Annotated in this window: 24 protein-coding genes and 2 pseudogenes; 15 read left to right on the forward strand and 11 right to left on the reverse strand. The window is 33.6% G+C overall.

The annotated features are described in order from the left end of the window. The first annotated feature begins 59 nt into the window (after positions 1 to 59). Positions 60 to 569, forward strand: a complete 510-nt coding sequence (locus BG05_RS17285; RefSeq protein ID WP_002127821.1) for a 2'-5' RNA ligase family protein — start codon at positions 60 to 62, stop codon at positions 567 to 569. A gap of 15 nt (positions 570 to 584) precedes the next feature. Here the strand turns inward: BG05_RS17285 and coaW are convergent, their stop codons facing one another. From coaW to BG05_RS29775, 8 genes are all read right to left on the reverse strand, one after another. Further along, positions 585 to 1406: a type II pantothenate kinase gene (gene coaW / locus BG05_RS17290; protein ID WP_003189700.1), complete on the reverse strand. Its 822-nt coding sequence runs from the start codon at positions 1404 to 1406 to the stop codon at positions 585 to 587. 27 nt (positions 1407 to 1433) lie between these two features. Continuing rightward, the gene (locus BG05_RS17295) at positions 1434 to 1832 is read right to left on the reverse strand and encodes a 3-hydroxyacyl-ACP dehydratase FabZ family protein (RefSeq protein ID WP_003189702.1); all 399 of its coding nucleotides are present in this window, start codon (positions 1830 to 1832) and stop codon (positions 1434 to 1436) included. A gap of 55 nt (positions 1833 to 1887) precedes the next feature. Beyond that, entirely contained in the window at positions 1888 to 3087 is a 1200-nt protein-coding gene (locus BG05_RS17300) for an LL-diaminopimelate aminotransferase (RefSeq protein WP_033734031.1), read from the reverse strand. Positions 3088 to 3263: 176 nt separating this feature from the next. Next, positions 3264 to 3632, reverse strand: a complete 369-nt coding sequence (locus tag BG05_RS17305; protein ID WP_002127817.1) for a hypothetical protein — start codon at positions 3630 to 3632, stop codon at positions 3264 to 3266. Positions 3633 to 3811: 179 nt separating this feature from the next. Then, on the reverse strand, positions 3812 to 4114 hold the full coding sequence (locus tag BG05_RS29770) for a hypothetical protein (RefSeq protein WP_080564368.1): 303 nt from the start codon (positions 4112 to 4114) through the stop codon (positions 3812 to 3814). A gap of 165 nt (positions 4115 to 4279) precedes the next feature. Beyond that, positions 4280 to 5482 (reverse strand): MFS transporter, encoded by a 1203-nt coding sequence (locus BG05_RS17315; RefSeq protein WP_002032512.1) that lies wholly within the window; start codon positions 5480 to 5482, stop codon positions 4280 to 4282. A gap of 293 nt (positions 5483 to 5775) precedes the next feature. Next, positions 5776 to 6210, reverse strand: coding sequence for an exosporium protein ExsC (gene exsC, locus BG05_RS17320; RefSeq protein ID WP_002165595.1), 435 nt, complete (start codon positions 6208 to 6210; stop codon positions 5776 to 5778). A 170-nt stretch (positions 6211 to 6380) separates the two neighbouring features. Next, the gene (locus tag BG05_RS29775) at positions 6381 to 6533 is read right to left on the reverse strand and encodes a YqbF domain-containing protein (protein ID WP_078179002.1); all 153 of its coding nucleotides are present in this window, start codon (positions 6531 to 6533) and stop codon (positions 6381 to 6383) included. A gap of 484 nt (positions 6534 to 7017) precedes the next feature. Between BG05_RS29775 and BG05_RS17330 the strand changes: the two are divergent. From BG05_RS17330 to BG05_RS17365, 8 genes and pseudogenes are all read left to right on the forward strand, one after another. Next, positions 7018 to 7336 (forward strand): annotated as a pseudogene (locus tag BG05_RS17330) (hypothetical protein). A 218-nt stretch (positions 7337 to 7554) separates the two neighbouring features. Beyond that, on the forward strand, positions 7555 to 8340 hold the full coding sequence (locus BG05_RS17335) for a class I SAM-dependent methyltransferase (protein ID WP_002192837.1): 786 nt from the start codon (positions 7555 to 7557) through the stop codon (positions 8338 to 8340). Positions 8341 to 8409: 69 nt separating this feature from the next. Further along, positions 8410 to 8598 carry a DUF3970 family protein gene (locus BG05_RS17340; protein ID WP_002013371.1) on the forward strand — a complete coding sequence of 63 codons (189 nt, stop codon included), beginning with the start codon at positions 8410 to 8412 and terminating at the stop codon, positions 8596 to 8598. A 77-nt stretch (positions 8599 to 8675) separates the two neighbouring features. Further along, a complete protein-coding gene (locus tag BG05_RS17345; RefSeq protein WP_002127811.1) occupies positions 8676 to 9641 on the forward strand; it encodes a nucleoside hydrolase in 966 nt (321 codons plus the stop codon). Between the two features lie 124 nt (positions 9642 to 9765). Continuing rightward, positions 9766 to 10008, forward strand: a complete 243-nt coding sequence (locus BG05_RS17350; RefSeq protein ID WP_002013368.1) for a GlsB/YeaQ/YmgE family stress response membrane protein — start codon at positions 9766 to 9768, stop codon at positions 10006 to 10008. A gap of 92 nt (positions 10009 to 10100) precedes the next feature. Beyond that, a complete protein-coding gene (locus BG05_RS17355; RefSeq protein ID WP_002084959.1) occupies positions 10101 to 10496 on the forward strand; it encodes a hypothetical protein in 396 nt (131 codons plus the stop codon). 254 nt (positions 10497 to 10750) lie between these two features. Beyond that, positions 10751 to 11522: pseudogene (locus tag BG05_RS17360) on the forward strand (aminopeptidase). Between the two features lie 72 nt (positions 11523 to 11594). After that, positions 11595 to 12299 (forward strand): YjgB family protein, encoded by a 705-nt coding sequence (locus BG05_RS17365; protein WP_003189720.1) that lies wholly within the window; start codon positions 11595 to 11597, stop codon positions 12297 to 12299. Positions 12300 to 12313: 14 nt separating this feature from the next. Here the strand turns inward: BG05_RS17365 and BG05_RS17370 are convergent, their stop codons facing one another. Continuing rightward, entirely contained in the window at positions 12314 to 13519 is a 1206-nt protein-coding gene (locus BG05_RS17370; protein WP_002127807.1) for an MDR family MFS transporter, read from the reverse strand. Positions 13520 to 13566: 47 nt separating this feature from the next. Here BG05_RS17370 and BG05_RS17375 point away from each other — a divergent pair, with 47 nt between their 5' ends. The 5 genes from BG05_RS17375 to BG05_RS17395 all read left to right on the forward strand — a co-directional run bounded on the left by BG05_RS17375 (position 13567) and on the right by BG05_RS17395 (position 19153). Continuing rightward, positions 13567 to 15363 carry an SgrR family transcriptional regulator gene (locus BG05_RS17375; protein WP_033734033.1) on the forward strand — a complete coding sequence of 599 codons (1797 nt, stop codon included), beginning with the start codon at positions 13567 to 13569 and terminating at the stop codon, positions 15361 to 15363. A gap of 158 nt (positions 15364 to 15521) precedes the next feature. Beyond that, a complete protein-coding gene (locus BG05_RS17380) occupies positions 15522 to 16145 on the forward strand; it encodes a YhbD family protein (protein WP_003189726.1) in 624 nt (207 codons plus the stop codon). A 13-nt stretch (positions 16146 to 16158) separates the two neighbouring features. Beyond that, positions 16159 to 16869: a polymer-forming cytoskeletal protein gene (locus BG05_RS17385; RefSeq protein WP_003189729.1), complete on the forward strand. Its 711-nt coding sequence runs from the start codon at positions 16159 to 16161 to the stop codon at positions 16867 to 16869. A 17-nt stretch (positions 16870 to 16886) separates the two neighbouring features. Next, positions 16887 to 17594, forward strand: a complete 708-nt coding sequence (locus tag BG05_RS17390) for a hypothetical protein (protein WP_002127803.1) — start codon at positions 16887 to 16889, stop codon at positions 17592 to 17594. A 23-nt stretch (positions 17595 to 17617) separates the two neighbouring features. Then, positions 17618 to 19153 carry an MDR family MFS transporter gene (locus BG05_RS17395; protein ID WP_002127801.1) on the forward strand — a complete coding sequence of 512 codons (1536 nt, stop codon included), beginning with the start codon at positions 17618 to 17620 and terminating at the stop codon, positions 19151 to 19153. 54 nt (positions 19154 to 19207) lie between these two features. Here BG05_RS17395 and BG05_RS17400 read toward each other — a convergent pair whose 3' ends face one another. Next, positions 19208 to 19528, reverse strand: a complete 321-nt coding sequence (locus BG05_RS17400) for a hypothetical protein (protein WP_002032538.1) — start codon at positions 19526 to 19528, stop codon at positions 19208 to 19210. Positions 19529 to 19783: 255 nt separating this feature from the next. Here BG05_RS17400 and BG05_RS17405 point away from each other — a divergent pair, with 255 nt between their 5' ends. Beyond that, on the forward strand, positions 19784 to 20563 hold the full coding sequence (locus BG05_RS17405) for a BC_2878 family exosporium-associated protein (protein WP_002127800.1): 780 nt from the start codon (positions 19784 to 19786) through the stop codon (positions 20561 to 20563). Between the two features lie 286 nt (positions 20564 to 20849). On the opposite strand, the gene ycaC is transcribed toward BG05_RS17405, so the two are convergent. After that, positions 20850 to 21485 carry an isochorismate family cysteine hydrolase YcaC gene (gene ycaC / locus BG05_RS17410; RefSeq protein WP_002013351.1) on the reverse strand — a complete coding sequence of 212 codons (636 nt, stop codon included), beginning with the start codon at positions 21483 to 21485 and terminating at the stop codon, positions 20850 to 20852. Between the last annotated feature and the right edge of the window lie 315 nt (positions 21486 to 21800).

A 21800-nucleotide genomic window follows, 5' to 3' on the forward strand; every position in this document is an offset into this window, starting at 1 on the left:
CACGCTACCATACAATATGATAAATATAAAAAAATTGAGGGGAAGTAGGGGATATAAAAGTGCGTACAATTCTACTGTTTTTACATAATATGCCCATAGATGAAATAGAGAGTATGAGAGAAAAGCATGATCCTTTATTTGAATTAATTTCTCCTCATATAACAATTGTATTCCCGTTTGAAAGTTCCATTTCAAATGATGAGCTGGAATTACATATTTTGAAAGTGGCGAAAGGGGTTCATCCGATTGAAATTGAGTTTGCTAACCGGATAAGTAGCAAGGGAGAGTACCTATTTTTGGAAGTTGAAAGAGGGAAAGAAAAAATAGAAGAATTGCACGATAGATTGTATACAGGTCCTTTACTACAATTTTTTAGAACGGATATTCCATACATACCACATGTAACAGTTGGGAGAAAAGATAGCGCGGAGTTAGCAACTGAAATAGCGAAGGATATTCCTAGTTTTCATGAGAAGTTAAATTGTGTAATTGATAGAATTAGTGTGGAACGAATTGGTGAGAATGGAGAATCAATTATTGAATTTGAAGTACCATTGCAAAAAAGCTGACAAAAGTCAGCTTTTTTATTTCGAACTATGAAGTAAAGCACCAATTGCACCACTATAACCGCAGTCTTGTAAAAAGACTGGTATTTTGTTTTGATATTCTGTATAGCTACTAATAATATTTTGAAGATGTACGTTATTACATAGAGTAGAACCGATGTAAATGATATGGTCAATATTTTTTGCTTCGGCGAATTGAAGACTTAATGCTGTGACGACTTCACCGACAAGTCCTTGAACGGTAGCTAGTATATCTGAACTACTATAATTTGAGTCTGTAATGGTCGCTTTTCCGAAATTGCTAGCAGTTAAGTTATTATCAAGAGGGGAGAGAATCCCGCCATAAATATCTCCAACTGTAATATCTAGACTGTTTCTTGAACCAATTTTCGTAAGCGGAATCACGTCTTCAAAATGATCTATATTTGTTAATAGTTTTGAAAGACCCATAATAGTACCACCGCCAACTCCAGTTCCACCAGCGCGAACATATTGCTTGTCGTGAACATAGTGAATGGAAGTACCTGTACCGATATTTGTTAATACAAAGCTGTTTATAGCACGTTTTTCTTCTTTTAGTATGTATCGTACTCCTGCTAAAGTAGCTTCAAACTCGTTTAATTCTACTATTTTATATGAACTTGAAAGGAGTTGTTCTAACTGTGTAGCTTTACCACCTGTAATGCATAATTGTGTAATTGAATTATTATTATGAAGCCATTCTTTAATTCTTTCATGTTCATATGAATAAAATTTTTCAAAAACTAATTTGTTCATTTCGTTAAAGTAAGCAATTTTTGTTAATGTTCCCCCAGCATCAATACCAACAACATTCCGCATTTCCCTACCCCTTACTATGTAATCTGTTTAATCAGCTTGATATATTAATAGCTTTTCAATGGTAACGATTGATTGACCGTTTACAGAGGCAATTCCTTTCCCAAGAACAAAACCTCGTCTGTTACGTGTTAATTCATAATGTAAGTCAAGTTTATCACCGGGATACGCATTTTCATAAAATTCCACCCCATCTAAAGAGGAGAGGAAACCAAGTCCTTCAGATTCACCTGTACTTACAAAAGCACTAAGTTGAGCCAGTGCTTCTACAATTAGCATATGAGGCATATAGTTTTGATTTTCATTAATAAACCACTCGTTATTTGTAATCAGTTTGTATCCTGTAGCTGATTGAGATTCTTTAACGTTTGTAATTTTATCAATCATTAAAAATGGATAGCGATGGGGAAGAGTATCTTTAATATTCATATCGTACCTCCAGGAATAATAATACCCCTGCTAAAGTTAAGCAGGGGAGTTATTATTAATTCTTAACTAATTCTTCTATTTTTTCAATAGAGAAAATACCGCTATTTTTAATGTTTTCAACTGCTTCTTGTAATACTACTTTATCTTGAACAAGTGCAATACGTACAAAACCTTCGCCATGAGGACCAAATGCATGGCCTGGTGTGACAACGACATTTGCACGATCCATAAGTGCATAAGCGAACTCTAGCGAAGTCCATCCTTTCGGAATTTCAGCCCAAACGAACATACTTCCAGCTGGTTTATTGACATTCCAACCGAATTTGCGGAATCCGTCCACTAAAGTATCTCTACGTTCTTGGTAAATTCCACGGTTTTTTTCACAAAATGCAGCGCCGTGTCGTAATGCAGCGGATGCAGCTTTTTGAATTGGTAAAAACACACCGTAATCTGTATTAGACTTAAATTGCGTAAGCGCGCTGACAATTTCTTCGTTACCAATCATATAACCAATACGGCTACCAGCTAAACTATAACTTTTAGATAAAGAATTAATTTCAACGCCAACTTCTTTTGCACCAGGTACAGATAAGAAGCTAATTGGCTTTTGACCATCAAAATAAAATTCAGCATAAGCAAAATCATGGACAACGATAATATTATGTTTTTCCGCGAATGCGATTACATCTTTAAAGAAATCTTCATGTGCCATTGCTGGAACTGGATTTCCTGGGAAGTTCAAAATCATCATCTTTGCTTTATTGGCGATTTCTTCAGGGATAACTTCTAAGTTAGGTAAGAAATCATTTTCTTTTTTTAATGGCATGTAGTAAGATGTTGCACCGGCCATTTGAATTCCTGTTTCATAAGCTGTATATCCTGGATCAGGAACTAGTATTATATCTCCCGGATTTGCAAAAACCATAGGTAAATGAACGAGTCCGTCTTGTGAACCCATTAATAATAAAACTTCTTTTTCAGCATTTAATATAACGTTATGAGTGTTGTTGTAATATTCAGTTACAGCTTCGTGAAATTCTTGAATACCAGATAATGTATATCCGTAACTTTCTTTTGCACTTGCTGTATGTACCATTTCTTCTCTCACAAAATCAGCAGGAGGCATATCAGGATTCCCGATACTTAAATCGATCATTTTATGACCTGCTGCAATTTTCTCTTTTTTATAGGCCCCTAATTCACTAAATATAGAAGATTGGAATGCTTTCATTCTAGTTGCTAAAGTGTAAGTCATCAAAACCCCTCCTAAAAACAGTGTTTTCTTTCTGTATTTTTAATTATTCTGAAAACACATGTTTACATTTTATCATTTTTTTATGAAAATTAAAACGATTGACAAATTTAGAGGGAGGATAATAAGCGGAAATATAAAAATAACGTAGAAAATATTTTCTACGTTATAAATGAAGATTAATTGTTTGTTTTTTTATATGTACATGTGTTTTCAGTTGTAAAAAAGTATACATTTAATTCATTATCGACAACTTTTAAAGATTGATCCGATGTAAACGAGTTACCATAATCAATACGATACACGTTAGAATTTTTAACAAACGATCCTTTAAATAAATCCTCTTTTTTATTTGTTGTTTGCATTTCCACTAAATTGTGAACAACCTTTTCTTTCTTTTCTTCTTTCACAACTGTTTCAAATTTATAATATACAGGGCATTCACCTTTTTTATTATCAATGACTTCCCAAGAGCCGTATATATCATTATTGCTACATCCACTAAGTAGAACGATTAATATAGGGAAAATAAATAGAAACTTTTTCATTGTGTACTCCTTTCTTATTCGTTTTTATAAACGTGCGAATACGATAGGAATATTGTAAAAAATAAAGTTTAAATTTTCATAAAGAATTTTTAAATTTCACATAAAAATTTGGAGAAAGGTGAGATTTTTAAAATGAAAAGGCATGAATCTAGTGTAATGCTAGATTCATGCCTAGTACTCTATCTTATGTTATGTTTTTTGAGGATAAATGAAGCGGAAAGAAGAATGACAATTCCATTTACAATATATACATTTAAAATAACGAAGACTAGGTTAGCTACTCCCAAACCACCTTTATCGAATATAGATGTGAGTGCTGTAGTAGTCAAAAAGATAATGGGAGTTAACAATAAAAATAGGAAACCTGCAACAATCCTTCTTTTAAAGTTATTTTGAGATAAGGAAATGGCTATAAAATTAAGGACGCCAAACATGACCAATGAAAAAAGAAGGATAATTAATAATTGGATGCCATAAGACATTTCCACAGCTCCTTTTTGAAAAATCTATAATTTATTTTATTCGAAAGTAGTAGGGGATACTCCTTTAAATATTTGAACTACATAAAGAAAATAGATTTTAATCCTTGAAATTCAAAAAGAATGGACCCAGTAAAATACGGGATCCATTCTTAAGAAGTATTAGTTTTATATATTCGCAGATTGTGACGTTTGTTTTTTAAATTGTTTCTGCTTAGATAAGGAAATAAAAATAATCAACAACGAAATAACTCCGAAGATGAGAACCATATATTGTAACCCAATCGTATCTAAGAAGAAGCCAGTTCCAAGTAAGACAATTTGGAACATAACTCTTTCAAACATATTACGGAATGAGAAGAGACGTCCGTGATAGCTTTTTTCGACTTTCGTTTGGAAAATTGTCGACATAATAGGGAAGAAGCAGCCTACACTAAATCCAAACAAACCAAATGAGGCAAGTGCCATCCATTTAATATCGCTAAAGAACAACGAAAGGTGTGCAAAAGCGGTACAAATTGCGAAGAAGTATAGTAACTTTTCAGGTTTGAAATGATCAGATAAACGTTTAATAACGAAGGCACCTAACATAAATGCTACACCTTCAATTGTATATATGAATCCTTTAATCGTTGGGTCATGTTGCATTTCGCTAATGTTAATAACCATTAAATTGAATCCAGCTATAAATAATAGAGGGATAATACTTAATATAAGTGCTGTAAAAGCAATAGGAATTCCTTTTAAAATACGAAATACTTCCATAAAACTATTATCTTTAGCTGATTGTTTACTTGATGTAGCGGATTTTTTATCTTCAAATTGTAGGAAGAAAGTTGAGAGGAATAATAAAGCGTATGCTGCCATTGAGAAGGCATACATATACTGTAAACTCATTACAACTAAAAGAATGCCACCTAGTGAAGTACCTGCAATACGAGCGATTGTACCGATATTCATATGTACACCGTTCATTTGTAATAGCTCATGTTCATTAACGATGAGTGGAATTACAGATTGTAATGCAGGGAAATAAAATGCCGCGGAAATTTGAAGTGCAATCATAAATGCAATCATGAAAGCGATACTTTCATATTGAATAGCGAAAAACATGAAAATAACACTAATAACACGACCAAATCCAGCGTAAAGAAGAACTTTCTTTTTTTCATATTGATCAATGACACGCCCAGCCATTGGACCGACTAGAACACCAGCTAACAGTCCGATAAATAATATAACGGATTTCATAAAATCAGAAGGGACGTATTTTTGCATAAATTCAAGATTACCAAGAATACCAAGCCATAACCCTAGACCAGCAATAAACTCCCCAATTAACACAATCCAAACATTTTTATTACGCCACATAATGTAAAACCTCTCTGTCTTTTAAAATGAAAAACTCGTATATAAAACCTCCTTATTTTATGTATTATTTTTAACGAACTTTTTTAGAGTCAGAGTCTATATTACGTGTTTCATTAATGGATTTCAATCTTTTTGATTTGTAAAAAAAGGATGAATTAAGTGATACAATGGGTAACTAAAAATACAAAAAATTCACAAGTAAATTCAAAGGGAAGGTAAGTGTGGGGAAAATAAAAAAAGTAAGAACGCAGATAATGCGTCTTACTTTTCTCAAAAAACCAAAATAGATTAAATTAGCAACACTTATGATCTTGTCCAATAGCTAAGCCGCTAAAAGACAGAGGACCAACAATGTCTGCACTTGCACCACTAGTAAGGTTTTCTACAGTTAATGAATACTCGTGAGTCCCGCAGCTAACATTTTGATCTATAGCTTGAAATGTTTGCGCGTAAAATTGCTCAGAATCTGTAGATTCAATCCCTACTTGAGCGTTGAAGATTTCTGTATTGTCACGGAAAATTCGGAATAAAACTTGTGAAATCTCAGTTATACCTTTAACCCCAACTGTAGCAATTAATTCTACTCGATTATTACGTGAATCTCTTCTTGAAATTTTTAATTTAATACTTGCTAGAATTGCTTTTTCTGGGGAATGGGGAATTACAAAAGTTGTTTCACCTGTTTTATTTAAAGGTTGAGTAGCTTGATAATCAATGATATGAGTCATATTCGTCACCTCCTCATATACTAAAATATGAAGGTAACGATGAATTAGCTTGGACATATACTATAAGATTTTAAGAGAATTGAGGAGTAATGTTGAATAAAGGGAGATAATATAAAAGCATCAAGAAAAAATCCCAATTATGAGAGTCATTTTTTGATGCTTTTCATACTTTAGGCGGAATATTCTTCTTTACGTACTTCGAAGAATTCATTCCGGCGTAAGTAATTAAAAATTTTTTCCGAAACCTCTTCTTCATGAGACACTAAGAATCGTTGATCAAAAGCATAGAAAGATTGACCTTTAATTAATTTTACGTAGTATATTTTACACGCCTCCTTTAAATTAGGATTCTTAAATACTTTATATTATGATGACCTATCTGGTTGTTAATAATACTTAAAGTTTCAAAGGGGAGAAGTATAAATTCAAAAAAACATTGAAATAGCTTACAAATCTGTAATGTTTTTGTCACCTTTGCCGATAGTTAAAATTAACCAGTATCTTCTATACTACAAATAGGTTCCATAAAACAAGGGGGTAGAAAGATGGAGGAAGTAATTGGAGAAGTTGTAGCAGGGATTTGTGAATTTGTAGTTGAAGTTACGGTGGATGTTTTAGGAGATTTAGTTTCCGGAAATGATGAAGAGAAAGAAACATTATAAAATTTGTAAAAAGTTTAAAGATAAACAATGTGTAAAAGCTGATTTCTAAAGGGAAGTCAGCTTTTATATTTTTTACATTATATTAATAATATCTAAATATTAATCTGTTGCGATATTAATGAAATCAATAAAGGAGCTGACCGATATGAATATGCCGAATTCTAGATGTGATGTACCTGATTCTAATACGATTGTAGCGAATATAAATGAAAAAGAATATCACTTTATTGTTCGTATACATCCACTTGCAGGAAAGATGATAGCGCTATTTGAAAATGGGAAAGAATATGGCTTGCTTGATAAGGAAATCGCTAGTAGGGATAAATTTATTAGGTCAGAGCTTACTAAGTTGAAGCATTTCAACATAGATATTCTTTATGATAGTCCTGGATGGATATGGATTGCATGCAAGAGAGGCTACTAATAGCGAAGTAGAAGTTATTGTGAAGTTACAGGGGGATTAGACGTGTAAGAAGATCCTCAAATTTAAGAGATACTTTGTGGGGTTGTGGGATAATTCCACATAACCTTTTTTGTTTTGTGCTAAAAAATAAAAGAGTTAAATTTTTTTGATAGAAGGTCTCTAGTACAAGAGACGAGACTAAACTAAAAGAGGATTTGAAATTATATAAAGAGAACTTATAAATTAAATATAATACTTTATAGAAAGAAGATGATAAAAGTGAGTAAAGAAGAACTTGTGAAACAACAATTTGGTAGTAATGCAGAGAAGTATGTGAAAAGTAAAATTCATGCAAAAGGACTGGATTTACAATATGTAGTTCAGCAAGTTGAAACTCGTCATAATACTCGTCTTCTTGATATTGCTACTGGTGGTGGACATGTTGCTAATTTGTTAGCCCCAATGTTCAAAGAGGTAGTCGCTCTTGATTTAACAGAAAAAATGTTAGAAAAAGCAAAAGGTTTTATAGAAGGGAACGGACATGAAAATGTATCATTTGTAGCAGGACATGCAGAAAGGTTACCATTTGCTGATGATTCCTTTGATACAATTACATGCCGAATTGCAGCACATCACTTTGTTGATCCTTTGCAATTTATTTTTGAAGTAAATCGAACGTTAGAAGATAATGGATTATTTATATTAATTGATAACGTTTCACCAGAAAATAATGAGTTTGATACATTTTATAACTTTATCGAAAAGAAGAGAGATCCAAGCCATGAACGAGCTTTGAAAAAAACAGAATGGATTACTTTATTAGAAAAACATGGTTTACAAATGCAGTCATGTCATACTTTTGACAAGAAGTTCGATTTTGATTGGTGGTGCGATATGATGGATGTTCCTATGCAAAAACGTGTAAAGTTAACAGAGTGTATGATGAAAACATCAAATGAAATGCAAGAATTTTTCAAAATTCAATTTGGAAACAATAAAATAGAATCGTTTTATACTGAAATGGCACTGTTCGTATGTAAAAAAAGTTCAACATTAAAAAGATAAATTTCTTGCAGTCTTTCTGATGTACGATATACTTAGTACAGAGAAAATGAGAATTGAGGAATAGTAATAATGATTCGTGTACGTATTGAGGGAACTGAGGAAGAGATGCTTGAATTTTTAGAGAAAATGCCTGACATTCCTGGGTTTGAAAAAACACATATGAGAGAACCGAGAAAAGGGAATAATCCGAAATATGATTCAAGCAAAAGTGTACTAGCATATTTATCTTATAAAAAGATTGAAGTCGCCAATAAATAGGCGGCTTTTTTAATTATCTCTGTTTCACCGCCTTGTCTTTTTCGCATAATAATAATAGTAGATTATGCTGGAGAGGGGTGAGGAAAGTTAATAAAAAAATAATCTTTTTCGGAGATTTTGGTATTGATGATGCAGTAACGTTAATTTATGCGAATAAAACATGCAAATTAGATATTATCGGTATCGTTGCAGAGTATGGAAATGTATCAAGAGAAATTGTTACGGAAAATGTTTATTTTTTAGAAAGATACTATGCTACAAAAGTGAAGATTATTGAAGGTGCCAGTAGACCAATGACAGCTGAAGAACCTTTGTTTTTCCCTGAAATTCATGGGGATCACGGTTTAGGTCCAATTATTCCACCGAAAATGAGAATTTGTGACAGAGAAAATTTTTGTGAATTGATTAAATTAATTGAGCCTTGTCCAGAAGATATTATTATAGTGGCGACGGGACGATTAACAACACTTGCAACATTATTTTTATTGTACCCCAATTTAATGAATCGAGTATGTTCTTATTATATAATGGGCGGTGTTTTTCTATTTCCGGGAAACGTTACACCTGTATCAGAAGCTAATTTTTACGGCGATCCAATTGCCGCGAATATCGTTATGAAATATGCGCAGAATGCTACAATATATCCGTTAAATGTAACGCAGCGTGCTCTTATTACCCCTGAAATGGTCGATATTATTGATAAAGAAGGAACAGGGCAGGCGAAACTCATAAAGCCAATGATCGATTTTTATTACGAGAACTTTTACAAAAAAGAATATCCAGGTATTGCTGGGAGTCCGATTCACGATTTACTTCCGTTCATTTCATTTATAAATGATGATATTTTTGAATATAAAAAATCAGCAGTTTGGATTAGTACGACGAATGATGTAACGAGAGGTCAAAGTGTTGCAGATTTTAGAAAAATAGCTGAGCCAACGACGTTTGATAATCGTCCTATACAAAAAATTGCCGTTGAATTTAATTATCAAGCGTTTAAAGACGAATTTATGAGAACAATATTGAAGCCAGATTGTCCTTAAAAGGGTGAGCAGATTTGAATGATTTTCATAAGACGAATAACTTACGAAAAATGTAACATAACTAATGGTAAGCAATTGTTTCTGATTATAATTTTTATTGGTCAATTATAAAGGAGGAAATGATATGATTTGGTCTTTAATCGTTGGTGGTATATTAGGATGGTTTGCAAGTTTAATTACTGGGAAGGATGTACCTGGTGGTGTAATCGGTAATATTATTGCAGGTATTGTCGGTTCTTGGCTTGGTACAGCGTTACTTGGTAAATTCGGACCTGTTATAGGCGGATATGCGATTGTTCCGGCTTTAATAGGCGCCATTGTTTTGATTTTCATCGTAAGCTTTATATTCCGTGCAATGCGGAAATGAATACAGGGGACTGTCTACATTTGTAAGCAGTCCCTTTGTATTATGTTGTCTAATCTGTTATGCTACTGTTATACAATCAGGAGGTGTCAGCATTGAAATCATTTACAGTAAATTTTCATCAAGAGGATAATGCAAAGGCAACAACAGTACATAAATTAAGTGAAGAGGACTTCGAGAAAGCAACAGAAAAAGGTACTCGTCATCTATTTGATTTAGATACAAACGTTGGTTTCTTCGTATTCTTTGATGCTGAAGATACAGAAGGAAACGAGCAATACTTAATGTTACAATATGAAGGAGATCATGAAGAACCAAGTGCTTGCTACGGATTTGATTTGAAATTGTTCTATCAATTTTTAGCACTATACTTAAATGATCTTGAATTCCAAGGTGAGACAAATGAAGAAGAGGAAGAAAATGGTCCAATTCATCATTTAGCACACTTACTTTACCATATCGTTGAAGACGGTAAATCTATCGAAGTGTAAAAATACATATTTGAAGCTGTCCTTTAATAGGGCAGCTTTTTTAATTATATAAATAGTTAATCTTAATGGATTTCTGATCATGACAAATGATTTGAATAAGATTCAGAAGGAACAAAACATTAAACCAGCAGAGAATGAGTATTCACTTTCTGCTGGTTTTTTGCATTTAAAGGAGATTTTGTAGCAGTTTAATTCAAGTTACAAAAAGGATATAGCAAGTATGGAGAGAAGGTGTATACAAGGAGATGAATAAGATGATTAACAATACAATTCCAAGCTTTTTGAAGCTTTTGGAAAGCGATGATATAGGATTACATGACTTGAACAAATATTATGATATGCACCCAGAGGGATTCGAAGAGTATTTTAAGTTTCACTGTCCTAAGACAGAAGAACGTCTCTCTAGTGCGATTGAAAGTATCCTGCAAAACTAGAAGACATTCGTATTATTTCAGAAATTTTACCATCAATTATTCAAGAAGTTAGTAAGGACTATCGCATTCAATTTGGTAGTAATATAGATGTAACTTTTCATATATTTGTAGGTGGAGTTGGTTCTAATGCATTTGTGGAAAGGGAGATTATTGGGGATATATTTTTTGCGGCTGAGAAATTATCTCCTGTAAGGGAGCACCTCCGTGTTATCGTTGCTCATGAAATCGGACATATATATCATAATGTAGCATTACAAGAGAATGTAATGATGCCCCGGTAAGTTTATATCGTGAAGGGGTCGCGACCTATTTATCACAACTAATAGTTAAAGGTTTAAGTGAGTCCGTTTACTATTCATATAGTAGTAATGGTGATTCATCGTTACAATATTATAAAGAAATTGAAGAGAACATTAAGAAACGTTTTTTACAGGATTATGTTGAAGGATGGACAGTTGAAAAAGAGAAAGAATGGTTCCGTCTATCAGGAGGGACTTATTTCGGATACAACCGACTCGGTTATTTTTTAGGAAAATCATATATAGAGTATATGGTCCGTACTTTCGGAGAAACGGAAGCACTTACTTTTTAGGGGAAAAATAATTTGAGGAGTAGTGTTATGGAATGGTTACAAAAGTGAATATATTGAAGAGGGAGGTTGAAAATGATGAAAGTATATATGAAAGTACTTATATTTTTCCTAACTTTAACGTGTGTAGCGGCTTTAACCGCATGTACTAACGCTGAGGAAAAGAAGCAAACTAATTCAACATCAGAAAATAGTACGGAAAAAAAGAGCGATACGTCAGAAAAGAGTAAAAAGAATGAAGAGACTGCTCCCAAAAAAGAGAATGAACCTGTGGAAAAACCAAAAGGTCAAGAATCGGTAAAACCTTCAACGGAGTCTAATACGAAAAATACAGTGCTTAATCAAAAATCAATTAACCATGTAAAAGATTTATTTGAGCAAGCGAAAGAAGGTAAAGTACCTAACGTACCATATGCAGCTCATACAGGAGATATTGAAGAAATAGAGAAGGCATGGGGAAAGGCAGATAAGACTGAGCAAGCAGGAAACGGGATGTATGCAACTTTTACAAGTAAAAATGTAGCATTTGGCTTTAATAAAGGATCACAAGTCTTTGACGTACGCTCTTACCATTCAGAGCTCAAATCGATTACGTTACAAGAAATCGAAAAGGCTTTAGGAAAACCAGCGTCTGTTAAAGAAAATGGTAATGATAAAATTTATGTTTATAAAGTAAATGACCAGTTTGAATTGAAATTCGTAATTCCAAAATCGACTGGTAAAGTACATCATATTTCTGTGTTCTCACCGGAGGATAGTATTAATAAAATGGCAGGTTAAATGAAGAGCTGTTCCTATAGGGACAGCTCTTTTGTTTTGTTTCTTTCTAACGATTGAACAAAAAAAGCTTGAATGATACCACCGATTATTAATAAGAAGGCACAAATATAAAATAGAGTACTACCGCTTAATTTACTTAATAACAATGCACCTACAAAAGGCCCACAAGTTCTTGAAATATCCCAATGTATACCGTATATAGAAAAATATAATCCGCGTCTATGACTTGGAGCGATTTGTGAAACGAATCGTAGTAAGTGATTCAAAGCTATACTTTGCCCAATTACTAAAAAGAGCAATGTGAAGAATAATGACCATATTGTTGTGGAATAACCGTAGCCAATCGCAGCTAACGTATAGCAAGTATAGGAAATAACAATGATTTTAGGCATAGAAAACTGTTCAGACCATTTCACAAGGGAAATTTGGAGAATCACTTCCATGACAGCTTTACAAGTTGAGATAAACACGAGTACAAATAGAAAATTTGGAAATACACTTTCGGCGAATATACGATAATTTGATTCGGTTTGGGCGTAGAAAAAACTAATCGGTAGCGTAGAAACCATAAGTCCAAACACAGCGTAATGCTTTGAAATAAATTGTTTTGGCGAATATACTTCTTTAGTTTTATTAACGTTTTTCATGAGTGGAGCTGTTTCAGGAAGCTGCGTCCAAACGAGAATAGCATATAGCGTAAGGGCTACACCTTGCAAAATAAATAAATACTCAGGGTGACTAGTATAGAAAAAGGCGCCGATTAATGGGCCAATTACAGAGCCGATTGCTCCCGTAGTATGCAGAACAGCAAATATTTCTGCCTGTTGTTCTTCCTTCGTTAAGTCAGCGATTTGTGCTCGCTGTGCCGGAATATATAAAGAGCGTCCAATACCATTTACTACATACAATAAGGCGAAAAAGGCGACCGATTCAGCAAAAACGAATCCGCTTACGGCAAAAGCTTGTAAAAGTAATCCGAGTAACATTATTTTCTTTCGGCCGTATTTATCTGTTACACCCCCAGCGATTAATGTAAACACAATATCAGCGAGGGGCTGTAATCCGAAAAGAAGCATTGTAACGATGACATTACCATTTAACGCTTTATTAACGTGAACAATAAAAATGATAGCTAACATCGCTTCAGTCGTTCGGACTAACAATTCACCGAACAATCGAATGAGAATAGGCTTATTATAACGTTTTAAAAGATACTTCATTTTTATTTCCTCCATTCTATATTTAAATGATAAGATGGAAGCCAGAAATGAAAAAGGGTAGAATAAAAGAGGAAGATTTTTCATCTTTTAGGGGGCGTTTTATGATTATTTTGGAGCAATATATGCACCTGTGGCTCCAGTATGGAAATGGGAGAGCAGAGGGAGAACAATTAGAAATAACAATACAAAATATATCTGAAACTTTATTTTGTACAGAGCGAAATAGTAAATTAATAATAAAAAAATTAGAAGAATTTAATTGGATTATGTGGTTTCCAGGCCGAGGGAGAGGAAATCGTTCAAAGTTGTTATTTCAAAAACATCCACTTTCTTTAATTTTAGAAAGAGGAAAAGAAATAACGAAACAAGGGGATGTAAAAAACGGGAGTGCATTTATTGAAAGGTATAGCTCATATTTTCCATCGCTTCAAACTCAATTTCAAACTTGGATAGATTCGATATTCGGGTATCAAGTCGAAAGGACATCTAAAGGGAGAAGAGATGTACTACGTTTGCAAGTCCAAATGAATCTAGATATTGCATTAGATCCTGTATACGCTACGATGCGTTCGGAATGTCATATGGTAAAACATATATACGACACGTTAGTGTATATAGACGGAAATACAAACAGTGTAGAGCCAAGACTTGCGTTTTATTGGGAATATGATGACCAGAAATATATATGGACCTTCTACTTACGAAAAGGTGTTCAGTTTCATAACAGGAAAGAATTTACTGCTTATGACGTTGTACATACATTTAAACGATTCTTGAAAGCGAAAAATAATCCGCATGCGTGGATGTTACAGCACGTTGAAAGTTTACATATTCTTGATGACTACATTGTGCAGATTCGTTTATCTACAGATAATAAGCTGTTTTTACATGCTTTAAGTACAGAACAGTGTTCTATTGTAAATGAAGATGGAGATGGAGATGGAAGGTTAATCGGTACTGGACCGTTTCGATTATGTGAAAAGAATGAGGATGTATTCGTATTAGAAGCAAATGATTTATATTTTCGCGAGCGACCATTTCTCGATCGAATTGAATTATGGAATGTAGAGCACAGCGTAAATACGTGCGATATTTTAGCGAAAGCACACTATAACAATATAGAAAAGCATCATAAAGAACTAACTAGACTTGAGTCGAATGTAACATACATTACATTAAATACCGCAAAAGAAGGACCTATGCAAAACACGATGTTTCGGAAAGCTCTATATAAAATCATTCATAGCAATGCGCTTATCAAGGAATTGCAAGGAGCGCGCGGAGAAATAGCAGAAGAATTGGTTCTAACAAAGGGTGGCACTATACATATAAATGAGGAGATATATACGCTTATTAAAGAGAGCTCTTACCGTAATGAAACACTGCGACTATATACATTTACAGAACAAGATCATGTTGAAGACTCATATTGGATACAAAAAGAGTGTGCGAAGTATGGCGTCACTATTGAAGTCATTTTTCTTGAAACAAAAGAGTTATTGCAAACAAGTACGATACAAAAGGCTGATATAATACATGATAGTGTGACAATTAGTGAGCGTATTGAAGAAAGTTTACTATATATGTTTCTTACAAAAAACAGCTTTATTCATCAACATAGCAATATAAAATTTAACGAAGTATTGCAGTCTTATTTTATAGAGAATCAATTAGAGAAACGGATGACACTGTTACACGATATTGAAGACACATTGTTACGTCAAATTCATATTATTCCTTTATATCGTAACAAACAGCAAGTAAGTTCACACGAAAAAGTGCAAAATATAATGATCAATCCACAAGGTTGGATTGATTTTTATCAAATATGGTTTAAGGATTGATATATAAAGGTTTTTATGCATTTTTGTAAGATGTGTAAGAACCTTTTTTGTATGGAAATGAAGTTTGTTTTGCACATTGTTACGCTACATGTTATAAAAGTTCATTTACAGCGTAACAGTGTTATGTTACATTGTTATTAGGAAGGAGTGATATACAGTTGATTACAAATTTAATTTCAAAAAAAGATTTATTAGAGTTAACTGGTATTTCATACGGACAGTTATATAGGTGGAAGAGAAAAAATTTAATACCGGAAGATTGGTTTGTACGGAAGTCAACGTTCACAGGTCAGGAAACATTTTTTCCGAAAGAAAAGATATTAGAGCGTATTGATAAAATTCAAACGATGAAAGAGGATCTATCGCTTGATGAATTGGCAAATATGTTTTCACCAAGCGTAACAGAGATTCTTTTAGCAAAGGAAGATCTCATTCGTAAAGAAATTACATCAGAACCTGTTTTACAATTTTTCATGGAGCAAACGAACAAAACGGAAGATTTTCAATTTGCAGAGATTCTTTATGTATACGTGTTAGAAGAACTTCTTCAATCAGGAGACGTTAGTTTAGAAGAGGGGAAAATGGTCTTACAAGTATTAAGTGAAAATTACGAAGCGATTAAGCATAAAAATTGTGACGTAATTATCGTTCGAAAGTTAGGGATTTCTACATGTTTCTTAGTTTCAAATGTGGATGATTTAATTTTTGAAAAGGGAACAAAAATTGTTTTACGTGAAGCGATTACGAAATATACCGAAGCATTAAAAACTAAACTGTTGTAGTGGAGGAGAAATCATGCGTACAGAAAATTTAATTATAAACGGTTACGGTACATCGAATGGCGGTGAGTTTCACAAAGTACAGCTAAACGGAAAAGGAACTGTTAATGGAAACGTTGAATGTGAGCAATTTGAATGTAATGGTTACGGTGCAGTTACTGGTGATTTGAAAAGTAGTAAGGCAAGAATTAGCGGATCGGGTAAAGTTGATGGTACAGTTAGCACAGAAATGATGCGAATCGATGGGAAAGGGACAATTACACAAGATGTAAAGGCGACCACTTTAAAAATTGCAGGAAAAGGTACGATAGGTGGAAATGTCACCGGTGAAGAATTTAAAATCAATGGCCAAGCGACGATTGATGGTAATTGCGAGGTTGATGTTTTTTCTTCAGAGGGACAGTTTACGGTAGGTGGTTTATTAAGCGCAGATGAAATTAATATTAATATTCACGGTACATGTAGAGCGAAAGAAATTGGCGGTCAAACAATTAAAGTAAGACATAGATTGAGTACTTTTAGTAAACTTTTTAAAACAGTATTTGGCCTGCAGTTAGAGGCTGAATTGTTAGAAGGTGACAATATCGATATTGATTATGCTCACATAAAAACGGTAAGAGGAAACAATGTTACAGTAGGACCGAACTGTGAGATTGAACTCATTGAATATACCGGAGTTCTTACTGTTGATAAAAGCGCAAATGTAAAAGAAATTAGGCAGGTGTAAAGAAGGGAGCAATCGATATGGAAAATCAACATAGTCTTACTGTTAATGGATCAGGTAGCTCAGCAGGTGGGGATTATAACAAAGTAAAGATACGCGGCGAAGGAACAATTTCTAATCATATGAGTTGTAATGAATTTAAAACGTACGGCACGAGTGATGTACGTGGTAATATGAAAGTTAAAAATTATGTCGTGTATGGAGATAGTGGAGTACAAGGAAACGTAGATGCGGAATGTATAAAAGTATATGGCAATACACAAATGTATGGTGATGCTCATATAGAAAAAACAAAAGTAAGAGGTATGATTGAAGTTAAAGGAAAGTTTTCAGGTGATTTCGTAGATGTGAAAGGCGCTTTAAATGTGAAGGGAGATATAGAAGTAGAGGAATTATTACTAACTGGTGGTCTTGAAAGTGATGGTTTGCTTAATGCTGAAAATATTGAAATCTCACTTCGTTATGAAGGAAGTAAAGTAAGGGAAATCGGTGGCAAAAAGATTACAGTACGTAAAAAAGTGAGATTTAATCCTTTTACAAGTCATGCTGGAAACCTCCAAACATCAATTATTGAAGGAGATGATATTTATTTAGAGCATACAATTGCAGACGTAGTTAGAGGAAATCATGTTATAATTGGCCCTGGCTGTGAAATTAGTGTAGTAGAATATCATACTAGTTTTAACCTGAAAGGGAATTCAGTCGTAAAAGAACATAAACAAATATAAGTAGTATGAGGGAGAGCAAGGTTATGGTTGAAAAGAATAATAAACTCGGCTTCGTTGTTGCCGGTTTATTGCTAGGTATCTTAATGGCATCAATGGATAATACCATTGTCGTAACAGCGATGGGAACAATCGTTGGTGATTTAGGGGGTCTTGAAAACTTTGTATGGGTTGTTTCTGCCTATATGGTTGCAGAAATGGCAGGTATGCCGATTTTCGGTAAACTATCAGATATGTATGGTAGAAAGAGATTCTTTATTTTCGGTTTAATCGTCTTTATGATTGGTTCGGCACTTTGTGGTACTGCTGAAAATATTACACAGTTAGGTATTTATCGTGCCATTCAAGGTATTGGCGGCGGGGCACTAGTGCCGATCGCATTTACTATCGTTTTTGATATTTTCCCTCCAGAAAAGCGCGGGAAAATGGGTGGTTTATTCGGAGCAGTATTTGGTTTATCAAGTATTTTCGGGCCATTACTTGGCGCATATATTACGGATTATATTAGCTGGCACTGGGTGTTTTATATTAACTTACCACTTGGAATTTTAGCACTTATTTTTATTACATTATTTTATAAAGAGTCACGAGTTCATAGAGAACAAAAGATTGATTGGTTTGGCGCAATTACTTTAGTTGGTGCAGTAATTTGTTTAATGTTCGCCTTAGAATTAGGCGGACAAAAGTATGATTGGGATTCTAGCTTTATTTTAAGTTTATTTGCTGGGTTCGCTATTTTAGTAATTGCTTTTATTGTTATTGAACGAAAAGTAGAAGAACCAATCATTTCATTTGAGATGTTTAAACAACGTCTATTCGGAATGAGTACAATTATTGCCTTATGTTACGGGGCGGCATTTATGTCAGCAACTGTGTACATTCCGTTATTTATTCAAGGCGTATACGGTGGTACCGCAACAAACTCAGGATTATTGTTATTACCAATGATGTTAGGATCAGTAGTTACAGCGCAGTTAGGTGGATTTTTAACATCGAAACTTAGCTACCGAAACATTATGATTATTTCTGCTGTAATTATGCTAATCGGATTATTCTTATTAAGTACATTAACGCCAGAAACAAGTCGTATATTATTAACAATTTATATGGTTATTATCGGTTTTGGAGTTGGTTTCTCATTCTCTGTACTAAGTATGGCTGCTATTCATAACTTCGGTATGGAGCAACGCGGTTCTGCGACTTCAACGAGTAACTTCATTCGTTCATTAGGTATGACACTTGGTATTACAATCTTCGGAATGATTCAAAGAACTGGTTTCCAGGATCAATTAGAAGAATCGTTTAAAGGTATGAGCGGGGGAATGAATACAAACGCTTTAGGAGATTCAAGAGCTATTCTATCAGAATCGGCAAGATCTCAAATTCCGCCGCAAATATTAGATAAAATTATTGAAGCTCTCTCTAGTTCAATCGTTCAGACATTTATGTGGGCGTTAGTCCCCGCAAGTTTAGCGTTCGTATTCGTTTTCTTTATGGGAAATGAGCGCATGGTATATAAAAAAGAACAAAACAAGGTGAAAAGTGAAACATCAAAAGCATAAAGAAAAAGCTCCTTTCAATTTTGAAAGGAGCTTTTTCTTATGTACGGAGTCGAATTAGCCTTCGATAATTTCGTATTCTTCGTCTGCTAATAATAAAATTTGTGTTTTCTTACCTTTGTTTTGAACTTCGATTACATCATATGTACCTAAGTCTCTTAGCTTGCTTTGAGAAGCGTTAACCATAACTTCCATAGAATCAATTAAGATATCTTCTTCAACGTATGATTCAGGTAATGCCATATCTTCAGTATCTAATACACATGTATATAGATTTTGTAAGTTCTCAGCAGTTGGGTTTTGTTCCTCAACATCAATAATGTTTTTTACTGCTTCCATATTTTCTTCTTTTACTTGATATACTTTAATTTTAGTCATTGTTTTAATCTCCTTTATTACGTAATCTTAGAGGCTGCACCTCATTATAACGCTTTTTCATTGAAAGATGAAATTGTTATATGTATTTATAGTAAAAATTATGTGTTATTACTTATTATTGGTGTAATTTCTATATTGATGTTAGGCGTAACAAATTATATCCTTACGTTAAAATTATATTGTCCAAGCTTTTCATATATCCCGCTCATATTATGTGTATTAGATAAAAACATATAGGGAAGGGATTGAATGTAAGTGGATTGCGAGCCGAAACGAAATTGTCAATGTTGTCAAAATAGTATATGTGAATTTTTGAAAAGTTTAGATCCTTATTCTAGGATTGAGAGTATCACAATAGACGGAAACGAAATAGTTGTATCATATTTCATTTCATTTAATGAGATAAAAGGTATAGTTTCATTTGCACAAGAAGACAATGAGGTAATATTTGTAGATTGTTCAAGGATTGATGCGATTCGAATAGGAAAAGTGTGTAGTTGTAAAGCGAAAGTTAAATTTATTGAAGAGGATTTTAGTCTCCTTGGAAATGTTTGTCCACAGTGTTTAACGGAGGGAAGTACACTCTTTTTCGATTTTTATAATTCTGAATTGAATTTATCTCTACAAGCAAAAACAATTGATACGCCTAGATGTATTGAATTTACAGATGAACTTGGGAATGTAGTAAAGCAAATTACAATAGTAGGTGAAGCGATTGTTTCTAAAGATTTTGTTCAAGTGCCAGAACTACTAGATTTCCGATTGCTTTTATCGCATCCAGCTGGGGATCCTTTGAACTATGGATTGCTATTTATTAATTTCCCTGATGTTACTTTTATTATTATTTTAGTATCAAGCGGATACCTTTCCATTTCGAACTGTTTAAAAATAGAGAGTGGAACTGGCAATGCCGAAATAGAAGAAATGAAAAAAATGATAGTGGATGACAATAATACGTACAAGTCGATTATTAAGTTGACCAAAATATATAAAAATGGTGCGACGGAATCTTTTATTTCTAAGAAGGAGCTATAACGTACCTATTGATTAATCCTCTTAAAATATACGAGGCGGATTGTAGTAACGGAAGAAATCGCTTTGTTAGTATGGATGTTAGAAGTAAATAGGATGGCTAGTTGTACTAATAATTGCTATTTGTAATTTAAATATAGTGACGGAGGAACATACAATATTGGTAAAGCAATTAAGAAAAGGGCTATTAAAGCAGCCCTTTTCTTAATTATGTAAAATAGCTATTGGTAGTGTTTATTGAGTTTACATAATTAAGAAAAATTGATATCAAGTTTAATCAAGAATTAATTTATTTACTAAATTCTTTTTGAGCCCCCATATAGCTTCCAATGATATTTTGATAACTTGGAAGATGCTTAGCAAGTAAAGCTCCGAAACCTTCAACATCATTTCGCCAGTCACGCTGTAATTCTGCTGCAACGCTAAACCAGTTCATTAGTTGCACCCCTCCATGAGCCATACGCATAAGAGCGGCATCAGCAACTTGTTTACTAAAAGTTCCAGATGCATCCGTTACAACAAATACCTCATACCCTGCATTTATAGCTGATAGAGCTGGGAACGCAACACAAACATCAGTAACGACACCTGCGATAATTAACTGTTTTTTACCCGTTGCTTCAATAGCTTTTACAAATTCATCATTGTCCCACGCGTTAATTTGTCCAGGACGCGCTATTTTAGGCGCATTTGGAAATAGTTCGATTAATTGCTGCATGAGTGGACCATTAGGACCGTCTTCGAAGCTAGTTGTTAAAATAACAGGTAAATCAAAAAACTTAGCGGTATTCGCAAGAGCTAAAACATTATTCTTGAATTCATCAACACCATAGTCACGCACTAGACTGGAAATAAGACCTGTTTGATGATCCACTAGAAGAACCGCGGCATCACTTTTTGAAAGACGAGAATACAAATCAGACATTTTATAATCCCCCTTAATAAGCTTATTTACAAATCAATCTTACAGTTATTTATCTTGATTTGGTATACATGCAAAAATTTATCAACAAATAGTTTTCATTAGAATATTGGGATGTATGTATTTTTATATTGAGGAATTACAAATTTTTCGTTTTGGGAAACAATGTATTAATTGAGTGGATAGCTATGTGGTATGGTCCTAATGCTATCTATTATTTGTGAATAATAATGTTTTTACCTGTAAATAGAAAATGAGATATGAGGACTAAAATGAATCTGAAAATAGCAATTCTTGATTGGTAAATCATTTCAATGA

Origin of the sequence: Bacillus mycoides (genome assembly GCF_000832605.1) — a bacterium.
Lineage (GTDB): Bacteria > Bacillota > Bacilli > Bacillales > Bacillaceae_G > Bacillus_A > Bacillus_A mycoides.

What these genes read in the sequence shown, in the direction of transcription:
- coaW (WP_003189700.1), bottom strand. Translation starts at nt 1,406, where the DNA reads ATGCGGAATGTTGTTGGTATTGATGCTGGGGGAACATTAACAAAAATT.
- BG05_RS17295 (WP_003189702.1), bottom strand. Translation starts at nt 1,832, where the DNA reads ATGAATATTAAAGATACTCTTCCCCATCGCTATCCATTTTTAATGATT.
- BG05_RS17300 (WP_033734031.1), bottom strand. Translation starts at nt 3,087, where the DNA reads ATGACTTACACTTTAGCAACTAGAATGAAAGCATTCCAATCTTCTATA.
- BG05_RS17305 (WP_002127817.1), bottom strand. Translation starts at nt 3,632, where the DNA reads ATGAAAAAGTTTCTATTTATTTTCCCTATATTAATCGTTCTACTTAGT.
- BG05_RS29770 (WP_080564368.1), bottom strand. Translation starts at nt 4,114, where the DNA reads ATGTCTTATGGCATCCAATTATTAATTATCCTTCTTTTTTCATTGGTC.
- BG05_RS17315 (WP_002032512.1), bottom strand. Translation starts at nt 5,482, where the DNA reads ATGTGGCGTAATAAAAATGTTTGGATTGTGTTAATTGGGGAGTTTATT.
- exsC (WP_002165595.1), bottom strand. Translation starts at nt 6,210, where the DNA reads ATGACTCATATCATTGATTATCAAGCTACTCAACCTTTAAATAAAACA.
- BG05_RS17340 (WP_002013371.1), top strand. Translation starts at nt 8,410, where the DNA reads ATGATTCGTGTACGTATTGAGGGAACTGAGGAAGAGATGCTTGAATTT.
- BG05_RS17350 (WP_002013368.1), top strand. Translation starts at nt 9,766, where the DNA reads ATGATTTGGTCTTTAATCGTTGGTGGTATATTAGGATGGTTTGCAAGT.
- BG05_RS17365 (WP_003189720.1), top strand. Translation starts at nt 11,595, where the DNA reads ATGATGAAAGTATATATGAAAGTACTTATATTTTTCCTAACTTTAACG.
- BG05_RS17370 (WP_002127807.1), bottom strand. Translation starts at nt 13,519, where the DNA reads ATGAAGTATCTTTTAAAACGTTATAATAAGCCTATTCTCATTCGATTG.
- BG05_RS17375 (WP_033734033.1), top strand. Translation starts at nt 13,567, where the DNA reads ATGAAAAAGGGTAGAATAAAAGAGGAAGATTTTTCATCTTTTAGGGGG.
- BG05_RS17385 (WP_003189729.1), top strand. Translation starts at nt 16,159, where the DNA reads ATGCGTACAGAAAATTTAATTATAAACGGTTACGGTACATCGAATGGC.
- BG05_RS17390 (WP_002127803.1), top strand. Translation starts at nt 16,887, where the DNA reads ATGGAAAATCAACATAGTCTTACTGTTAATGGATCAGGTAGCTCAGCA.
- BG05_RS17395 (WP_002127801.1), top strand. Translation starts at nt 17,618, where the DNA reads ATGGTTGAAAAGAATAATAAACTCGGCTTCGTTGTTGCCGGTTTATTG.
- BG05_RS17400 (WP_002032538.1), bottom strand. Translation starts at nt 19,528, where the DNA reads ATGACTAAAATTAAAGTATATCAAGTAAAAGAAGAAAATATGGAAGCA.
- ycaC (WP_002013351.1), bottom strand. Translation starts at nt 21,485, where the DNA reads ATGTCTGATTTGTATTCTCGTCTTTCAAAAAGTGATGCCGCGGTTCTT.